Below are 3381 nucleotides of genomic sequence, written 5' to 3' on the forward strand. Positions count from 1 at the left end.
TCACCGACCCGATGCAGATGCACGGGTACGCCTACGCCAACAACAACCCCGTCACCTACAGCGACCCCACCGGGCTGTTCTGCGACGGCTGCACCTACGACAACCCGGACAGCGCCTGGCACGACAGTGGCCCGGGCTGTACCCACTACAACTGCTACAACGACGACGGCACCGAGGTCATCAGCACCGTCACGCAGACCTCCTGGCAGCCCCCCGCCGCGCGAAACGGGGGCGGTGGTGGCGGTGGCGGTCACACCGGCGGGGACCGGGGCGACAAACCCCGTCCGACGCTCGCTGGGGTGCAGATTCCCACCGAGGAAGAGCTGGTACAGCGTGGGTACGGGAACGGCTACGGCGACGCCTCGTACGCTTCGATGCTGCAGAAGTGGGGCGACGGGCATTGCTGGAACGACCCTGGCTCAGACATCTGCGCGGCTGTCAACGTACTCGGCTGGGTCAGTTCCTCGAAGGACTTTCTGGAGCTCATCGGCGTACGCGACGCCATGCGCTGTGCCGAGGGAAGCATCAAAGGCTGTGTCTGGACAGCCGTGGGCCTCGTTGGCGTGGGCAAAGTTGCCAAGCTGGTCAAGGGAGTAAAGGGTCTCAAAGCAGCTACGAGGTGCCTGAAGAACAGCTTCCTGGCAGGCACCGAGGTCCTTCTCGCGGACGGCACCACCAAACCGATCGAGGAACTCGAACCAGGTGACGAGGTCCTCGCCACCGACCCCGAGACCGGGGAGACTGTCGCCAAGACCGTCACCGCCGCCATCTACACCAAGGACGACAAGGAGTACGTCGACCTCACCGTCACCGACGGCACCGGCGAGAGCGACGTCCTCACCACCACCGCCCACCACCCCTTCTGGTCCGAGTCCGAACAGCGGTGGCTCGACGCCGGCGACCTCAAGCCCGGCATGATCCTCCGCACCGACGACGGCACCCCCGCCACCGTCCACACCACCCGCACCTACACCGCCCACCACGACACCTACAACCTCACCCTCCACGGCCTCCACACGTACTATGTCCTGGCGGGCCAGACTCCGGTCCTCGTTCACAACAGCAACTGTGGCCCTGAGCTTTCCATCAATGAGGGGCAGTTCGGAAAGAAGTGGGGTAAGCACGCTCAGGACTATGGTCTCAATCCCGGTGATGCCTCTTCCAGGAATTGGTTCCGTGAGAAAATTGCTGAGGTTCGCGGGTCGCATGATGAGGTTAGGCGAGGTCCGTGGAATCCCGCGAATGGCGGTGGAGAAGATTACTTCTTCTACCGCAGTGGAAAGGATCTCCTCGTGGTGAAGGGTGACGGCCAGTTTGTAACCATGTTCCCCATGGAAAAACAAAATGGCTGGTTCCAGCAAGCCACTCCCTATCCGTGTAGGTGCAATAAATGACCGAGCGAAGAGTGGCGAACCTGCGAGCGGGTCAACGCGTGCGGGCTGCGCTTGGCGTCAAGTACCTCGCAGATGACTGTCAGGAGCTCCCGTCGGTCGAGGCTGTGGAATTCCTGTTTGATGGAGGCCCTTCAATTCTCTTGTCTTGCGGGACGGACTGGACTCTCGAGGTCGCCGAAGGCCGGTGGCCGGCGTTGCCCGAATGGTGTTGGCCCATTGAGGCATGGACTTTCGAGAAGGTAGAAGAGATCGGGAGTCCTGATCTTGACGTCATAATCTCAACCTCGGATATCCTGAATGCTGTAGGCGAGATATGCGGTGTCCTATTGGAGTTCCCTGCGGCGTGGGTGACCATCAGATCAGGCAAAGCGCTCACATGGGAAATTTCCCGTAGGGAGAGCTGATACCGTTGGCAATAACTAAAGCCCCTCAGGTGTGTCCTGGCGGGGCATCTGTGTGGGGTGACGGCGGCAGTTGACGACAACGTCAGCGGGCGGGGGCGGCGCAGGTGGCGGTTCGTCGCTGTCGCTGTTGACCGTTGACGGTGGGGATGAGCCGATGTGGGCGTGGCCGAGGAGTCCTTGACGACGAGGAGTTCGACGCCCAGTTCCAGGAGCAGGGGGGTGGAGTGGCGGAGGCAAGGGGGTACGAAGCCCACCGGCCTCGGATACATGGCCTAGCACGATGTCTCTGCGGCCGTCTCAGCGGCCTGAGGGTCTCCAAATCACGGGGACGCAGCGGTCGCCGCGACGTGGGGCCGGATCGCCGCAGCCGGGATGAAGGCCGGTTCCCCGGCCGACGAACGACATGTGGAGCGCCGCCTGCTGCCTTACCTACGGCCTACCGTTGGCCGCCTTGAACTTCAAGGACTACGCGTACTTCCAGGAAGAGCACGGATTGCGCATCCTCGGCGAGCAGTGAGCCGCGTACGGACCTGCCGACCGCTCACGTCACCTTGTGAGCTCTGAACTTTGTCGGCGGCATGCGGTCATCATGCCGCACCCGGCAAGTGGGCGCGGGATCGGAGCGACGTTCGACGCAAACGGTCAGTTTCAATACTTCGGGCGGTATTAGGCATGTTGGTGCACCAACCGTGGGATGCGCAGGTGCGCGGCAATGATGGCCTTGCTGGGCTTCGGGAGGCGGTCGAAGGAGCGGCCGTAAGAACGGTTCGCTACGTTGTACCGCAAGGTGAAAACTGGCCCGAAGGGCACAGGGAAGACCGCGCACACGAAGTCGACATGGCCGTTGAGCTTGGCTTGGACACCCAGGCCACTCTGGCATTTTTCTGGTCGATGGATGGTGTCAACGAAGGTTTGGCGATTGCATTCAGGGCCCCTGGAGAAGGGGATGTCACCCACCATGGGGATGCTATCGATGTGAGTGGGCATGTCGATTGGGAGGAATTCCTTGGTCAGGACATCGTCGGCATCACTCCCGCCTGGCACATCCCAAATGAAGGTTGCCCGGAGATGCCTTGGGCGTACCGGCTGGAATTCTCCAGAAGGTCAAGCTTGGTGATTGCGCTCGGTGAAGCTGAAGGAAGCGGCTTTACGTATATGCCGGATGCCCTGGTCGTGATCTTCGATAGAAGTCTTTCGGTCTCCTATGAGATTCCAGCGAGTGGTACATCTTCGTATGGATAGGCTCGGCCTTGAAGAGCAGGGGAGTACTCTCTCTGCATGAAGCAGGCTGTATCGCCCGGTGGTGAGGAGAAGGTGACCTCGATGAATGCCGGCGGTCCGCACGGGCCGATGGAACTCGGCCGGGGCCGATCCACCGGAGCCGATGGTGAGCAGGTGCTGAGATTGTGGTGAGTCGGGCGAGAGCCTCGGCGGCGGGGCCCGGGAGCGTACCGGTGGGAAGGGTCCCCGCCCGGCGTCCGCGCGTACCCCCGTGATCCGGCCACCGGAACCGCCCCTTCCGCCCACTCCTCCTCCCCGCCCGGCGAACATTTCGATGACCGACCATTGAGTCCCGTTTACCG

Annotated in this window: 4 protein-coding genes; all 4 read left to right on the forward strand. The window is 62.2% G+C overall.

The window, feature by feature from the left end:
• Positions 1-1394 (forward strand): polymorphic toxin-type HINT domain-containing protein (locus HOY81_RS27530; RefSeq protein WP_272893358.1); only part of this gene is annotated, 1394 nt, incomplete at its 5' end.
• Positions 1391-1798, forward strand: a complete 408-nt coding sequence (locus HOY81_RS26870) for a hypothetical protein (protein WP_237323315.1) — start codon at positions 1391-1393, stop codon at positions 1796-1798. The genes HOY81_RS27530 and HOY81_RS26870, both read left to right, overlap by 4 nt.
• A gap of 672 nt (positions 1799-2470) precedes the next feature.
• Positions 2471-3040 (forward strand): hypothetical protein, encoded by a 570-nt coding sequence (locus HOY81_RS26875; protein WP_237323316.1) that lies wholly within the window; start codon positions 2471-2473, stop codon positions 3038-3040.
• A 36-nt stretch (positions 3041-3076) separates the two neighbouring features.
• Positions 3077-3211 (forward strand): hypothetical protein, encoded by a 135-nt coding sequence (locus tag HOY81_RS27535; protein ID WP_272893359.1) that lies wholly within the window; start codon positions 3077-3079, stop codon positions 3209-3211.
• Positions 3212-3381: the final 170 nt, after the last annotated feature.

It is taken from the genome of Streptomyces sp. JJ36, from assembly GCF_021696945.1.
In the GTDB taxonomy this organism is placed as follows: Bacteria; Actinomycetota; Actinomycetes; order Streptomycetales; family Streptomycetaceae; genus Streptomyces.

What these genes read in the sequence shown, in the direction of transcription:
- HOY81_RS26875 (WP_237323316.1), top strand. Translation starts at nt 2,471, where the DNA reads ATGTTGGTGCACCAACCGTGGGATGCGCAGGTGCGCGGCAATGATGGC.
- HOY81_RS27535 (WP_272893359.1), top strand. Translation starts at nt 3,077, where the DNA reads ATGAAGCAGGCTGTATCGCCCGGTGGTGAGGAGAAGGTGACCTCGATG.
- HOY81_RS26870 (WP_237323315.1), top strand. Translation starts at nt 1,391, where the DNA reads ATGACCGAGCGAAGAGTGGCGAACCTGCGAGCGGGTCAACGCGTGCGG.